Origin of the sequence: Dietzia sp. DQ12-76, from assembly GCF_014145045.1 — a bacterium.
Classification (GTDB): Bacteria; Actinomycetota; Actinomycetes; order Mycobacteriales; family Mycobacteriaceae; genus Dietzia.
Window position 1 is genome coordinate 1 of record NZ_JAALDV010000123.1, and the last position, 4,460, is coordinate 4,460.

Here is a 4,460-nt window from a genome sequence, read left to right on the forward strand (position 1 = left end):
TCTCTCGATCTGGGCGGCGTCCGACCGGAACGGCGGGGTCGTCCAGGTCCAGGAGGTGACCGTCCCGGAGGTCGCGCAGCGGCCCGTGCAGGAGGTGGTCGATGAACTGACCGCCCTCGGCCTGGAGCCGGTACAGAACCCGCAGCCGGACGAGAGGGTCCCCGCGGGCCTGGTGGTCGCCTCTGATCCGATCGCCGGCAAGCGCCTCCCCGTCGGCTCGGAGATCATTCTCCTGGTGTCCACCGGCAGGCCGATCCTCATGGTCCCCAACGTGATGGGGATGTCACCGGTTGACGCGCGGATGGCCCTCGAGGAGGCAGGGTTCGAGGTGCTCCCGGAGAACGAGGCCCGCCCCTCCACCGCCGAGGACCAGGACAAGGTCGTGGACACCGATCCGCCCCCGGGCGCCCAGGTGCCCTCAGACCGCCCCGTCAGGTTGACGGTGGGGTCCGGCCCCGAGGAGCTGCAGGTGCCGGGGGTGGTGGGGCAGTCCATCGACTCGGCCCGGGCCACCCTCGAGGGCATCGGATTCCGGGTGGACACCCGCAGGGTCGACGGCACCGCGCCGGAGGGCGAGGTGGTGGACCAGTCCACCCCGGCGGGGCAGACGCAGCTCAAGGGAGCCACGATCACGCTGCAGGTCTCGGCGGGTAACCGGTTCCTCATGCCCAACCTCGTGGGCGGCACCGTGCCCGATGCGCTGGCCGCGCTCGAGCGCGCCGGGTGGCGGGGAGGCCGCGGTCAGCTGGTCGAGCTTCCGCAGAACGACCCGGATCTCACCCGGGTGGGGCAGATCTATTCGCAACAGCCGCCTGTCGGCGAGGCCGGGGTGAACGACCAGGTCGTGGTGCGTGTGATCCGCTTCGGGCTGGTACCCGGCCCCGGCTGAGGGCCTCGCGGGGTGCTGCGGCTCAGGCGAGCGCGGCGCCCCGGGCCCGGTCGAGCTCGTGCTCCAGACCCGCCACCAGGGCCTCCTCCGGCTGCTCGCCACACATCCCCAACCAGTTGGCGAGCATGCGGTGGCCTCCGTCGCTCATCACCGACTCGGGATGGAACTGCACCCCGTGCACCGGCATCTCGCGGTGCCGCATCGCCATGACCAGACCGGACCCGGTCCACGCGGTGGGCACGAGGTCCTCCGGGATGGTCTCCGGCAGCACCGTCAGCGAGTGGTAGCGGGTCGCCGTGAAGGGGCTGGGGATCCCGGCGAGCACGCCGGAGTCGTCGTGGGTGACCCGGCTCGTCTTGCCGTGCATGAGTTCGGCGGCCCGGTCGACCGTGGCCCCGAACGCCTCCCCGATCGCCTGGTGTCCCAGGCACACGCCCAGCACCGGGACGCCGGCGCGTCCGCAGACCCCGATGAGCGGGATCGTGGCCCCCGCCCGGTCCGGCGTACCCGGGCCGGGGCTGAGCAGGACGCCGTCGAACTCCGCGACCACCCCTGCCAGCGACGCCGGGTCGTAGCCACCGTCGGGTCCGGCGAGCCTCTCGTCGTCGTTCCTCCACACCTCACACGTCGCTCCCAGCTGGCCCAGGTACTGGACCAGGTTGTAGACGAAGCTGTCGTAGTTGTCGACGACGAGGATGCGCATAGATGCAGCGTACTGCCGTCGGTGGGATGAACGTCCGGGGTGGGGCTTGGTAGACTGCCCTGGATCAGCCCCACCAGTGCAGCCCCACCAGCGCGAGGACGTCATGCCCAAGTCAAAGGTCCGGTCGAAGACCGAGTACACAGACGCGGCCGTCAGCCGCACCCCCGTCAAGGTCAAGGGGACGCCCACGTCGCAGTGGTACATCATCGTGATGTTCGGTCTCATGATCCTGGGGCTCGCGTGGTTGGTGACCTACTACATCGCCGGTGAGCGGATCCCGTTCATGCAGTCCCTCGAGACGTGGCAGAACTTCGCCATCGGGTTCGGTCTGGCTGTCGTCGGGCTCCTCATGACGATGAACTGGCGCTGACACCCGTTCTCACTGAACCCGGTTCCGGGTAATCCACAGTCTTATACACAGGTCACCCCCCGCACTCCGCGGGGGGTGACCTGCATTTTCTTAGCGAGTTGACATCCGCGCAGGTCAAGGTGGTGTATTCGGCGAAGTAACCGCTGTTACCGCTGGTCGGACCCGCCCGCACAGGCTGTGGACAACTCCCTCCACACTGGGGACAAACCCGTGACGACGACGACGCGGACGACTCCGCAGGTCGGGGTGCCGGGCTCTCGAACGCGGATCGAACTCCACCCGTGTGATTCATCCACACTGTGGATTCCGCCTGTGGATGAGAGAGGATGGGGGGATGAGTGAGCCAGCGGCGTCTCCCGGCGGGCACAGTGCGGATCCGCGGGATGCGGATTCGTGGGATGCGGATTCGTGGGGTCCGGGGGTGCTGTGGCCGAGCGCGCAGATCGCCCTCGGTGTCGGCGCCATGGCGGTGGGTGCGGCGAACGGGGACCCGCTCGGGCTCATCCTCACCGGACTCCTGGCGCTGTTCGTGATCCCCGCGGGGGTGATGCAGCTGATACGGCGTCCCCGGATCGAGGTGGTGGACGGTCAGCTCGCGATCACCAGGCTCAGGGGCGTGGTGTTCGTCCCGCCCGCTCGGGTCGTCGAGGCGCGGGCACTCGGGGTCGCGAGATGGGGCGTGCGGCAGCACCTCATGCGACTGGAGTACGTGGATGACCGGGGTCGGGAGGTACTCGACGTGTTCACGCGAGGCGACCTGGGGGCGGACCCGCGTGAGGTGACCGACCGGTTGGTGCAGCTGGGGTTCGGGGGCTCTACGCTCTGAGGAACAGCCCCGGCGACATGGTGTCGGCCGCGTACCAGGCGGCCGTGGCGACGAGCGCCACCAGAACCAGGTAGCCGAGCCACGACACGGCCTGGCGTCCGCCGCGGCCCACCCCTCGCGGTAGCCGACGGGGCAACGACACCAGGACCAGCGCGCCGAGCGCACCCACGAGCAGGCCGCCCAGATGCGCGGCCAGCGAGACGCCCGGGACCAGGAAGCTCACGCCGATGTTCAGTACCAGCAGTATCCCGATCCCCTTGACGTCCACGCGCATCGACATCGCGACGATCGCGTAGGCGCCCATGAGCCCGAAGATCGCGCCGGACGCCCCGGCCGTGAGCGCGTTCTGGCCGTAGAACATCACGGCGGCGGACCCGCCGAGGGCCGAGACCAGGTAGAGCGCGAGGAATCGCGCATGGCCGATGCTGCGCTCGACACCCAGACCGAGGATCCACAGCATGTACATGTTGAGCAGCAGATGCATGGGGCCGAAGTGCTGGAACGCCGACGTCATCAGACGCCACCACTCGTCATGGGCCGCGACCAGCGGCGGATACAGCGCCGTGGCCTGGAACAACACGGCGGAATGGTTGGCGAGCAGACTCCACGACTGGGCGACCGTCGCGGCGTAGACCGCGAGGTTGGCGGTGATGAGCCACGCGGTCACCGGCTGGAGGCGGAAGAAGCGGGAGACGGCGCCACCGCTGTGGGTCTGAGTGGTCATGGCGTGGTGGGGTGTCACCGTTCCTGCATCGTCATGGAGACACAGACGGCGCGGGACCGGGGTACCGGTGCCCGCGCCGCTGGCCGGGTCGTGTCGCCACGACCCCGGGGGTCAACTGTCAGGAGATCTCGATGGACTCGATCACGATGTCCTCGACCGGACGGTCCATGGCCCCGGTCTTGGTGGTGGCGATGGCGTCGATGACCTTCTGCGAGTCGGCGTCGGCGACCTTCCCGAAGATGGTGTGCCGGTTGTTCAGGTGCGGCGTGGGGCCCACGGTGACGAAGAACTGCGAACCGTTGGTCCCCGGGCCCGCGTTTGCCATGGCCAGCAGGTAGGGCTCACTGAACTGGAGCTCCGGGTGGAACTCGTCCTTGAACTGGTAACCCGGACCGCCACGACCGGTGCCCGTGGGGTCGCCGCCCTGGATCATGAACCCCGAGATGACGCGGTGGAAGATCGAACCGTCATAGAACGGGCCGCTCTTCTCGCCCTTGGCGTTGGCCTGCGAGTAGTCCTTCGAACCGTCGGCCAGGCCGACGAAGTTCGCGACCGTCTCCGGGGCGTGGTTGCCGAACAGCTCGACGACGATGTCGCCCTTGGTGGTGTGGATGGTTGCCTTCTGCGTTGCGATGCTCACGGCGACCATCCTGCCACGCGGTACCGGTGGATGTCGGTGAGGTGGTGGTCGGGGTCCGGGCCCTGTGCCACCATCTACCCATGAGCACACGAAGTGATCGAGCCGCTGAACGCAAGGCCATCAAGTCCGCCGAGAAGGACCTGAAGAAGGCCGGCACCGCCGCCCGGAAGGCATTCGACCTCAAGGATCCCCGCTTCCTGGGTGAAGCGGCGGTGGCCGCCACCCGCGGGCCCGCGGGTCTGGCGCTGTTCGGCGCCAGCCGCGGCATCCAGGTGCTGCGCGAACGGCGCGCGGAGCAGGCGGAGATC

The 4,460-nt window shown here is 68.9% G+C and carries 6 protein-coding genes and 1 pseudogene; 4 read left to right on the forward strand and 3 right to left on the reverse strand.

Annotated elements, in window-relative coordinates; all coding sequences use genetic code 11:
• Nucleotides 1-889 (forward strand): PASTA domain-containing protein (locus G6019_RS05435; RefSeq protein WP_182627172.1); only part of this gene is annotated, 889 nt, incomplete at its 5' end.
• A gap of 22 nt (nucleotides 890-911) precedes the next feature.
• Here the strand turns inward: G6019_RS05435 and G6019_RS05440 are convergent.
• A complete protein-coding gene (locus G6019_RS05440; protein WP_182612229.1) occupies nucleotides 912-1,592 on the reverse strand; it encodes an aminodeoxychorismate/anthranilate synthase component II in 681 nt (226 codons plus the stop codon).
• A gap of 103 nt (nucleotides 1,593-1,695) precedes the next feature.
• On the opposite strand from G6019_RS05440, the gene crgA reads away from it, so the two are divergent.
• Together crgA and G6019_RS05450 are read left to right on the forward strand one after the other, a co-directional pair.
• Nucleotides 1,696-1,962 carry a cell division protein CrgA gene (gene crgA / locus G6019_RS05445; protein WP_031264343.1) on the forward strand — a complete coding sequence of 89 codons (267 nt, stop codon included), beginning with the start codon at nucleotides 1,696-1,698 and terminating at the stop codon, nucleotides 1,960-1,962.
• Between the two features lie 334 nt (nucleotides 1,963-2,296).
• Nucleotides 2,297-2,788 (forward strand): PH domain-containing protein, encoded by a 492-nt coding sequence (locus G6019_RS05450; RefSeq protein WP_241725891.1) that lies wholly within the window; start codon nucleotides 2,297-2,299, stop codon nucleotides 2,786-2,788.
• Here the strand turns inward: G6019_RS05450 and G6019_RS05455 are convergent.
• Together G6019_RS05455 and G6019_RS05460 are read right to left on the reverse strand one after the other, a co-directional pair.
• Nucleotides 2,778-3,512, reverse strand: coding sequence for a rhomboid family intramembrane serine protease (locus G6019_RS05455; protein ID WP_182612230.1), 735 nt, complete (start codon nucleotides 3,510-3,512; stop codon nucleotides 2,778-2,780). The genes G6019_RS05450 and G6019_RS05455 overlap by 11 nt on opposite strands.
• A 118-nt stretch (nucleotides 3,513-3,630) precedes the next feature.
• Nucleotides 3,631-4,161, reverse strand: a complete 531-nt coding sequence (locus tag G6019_RS05460; RefSeq protein WP_017835116.1) for a peptidylprolyl isomerase — start codon at nucleotides 4,159-4,161, stop codon at nucleotides 3,631-3,633.
• Between the two features lie 71 nt (nucleotides 4,162-4,232).
• On the opposite strand from G6019_RS05460, the pseudogene G6019_RS05465 reads away from it, so the two are divergent.
• Nucleotides 4,233-4,460: pseudogene (locus G6019_RS05465) on the forward strand (hypothetical protein); the annotation flags it as partial.

Excerpts from the sequence above, each read along its gene's own strand:
- G6019_RS05440 (WP_182612229.1), bottom strand. The coding sequence starts at position 1,592 with ATGCGCATCCTCGTCGTCGACAACTACGACAGCTTCGTCTACAACCTG.
- crgA (WP_031264343.1), top strand. The coding sequence starts at position 1,696 with ATGCCCAAGTCAAAGGTCCGGTCGAAGACCGAGTACACAGACGCGGCC.
- G6019_RS05450 (WP_241725891.1), top strand. The coding sequence starts at position 2,297 with ATGAGTGAGCCAGCGGCGTCTCCCGGCGGGCACAGTGCGGATCCGCGG.
- G6019_RS05455 (WP_182612230.1), bottom strand. The coding sequence starts at position 3,512 with ATGACCACTCAGACCCACAGCGGTGGCGCCGTCTCCCGCTTCTTCCGC.
- G6019_RS05460 (WP_017835116.1), bottom strand. The coding sequence starts at position 4,161 with ATGGTCGCCGTGAGCATCGCAACGCAGAAGGCAACCATCCACACCACC.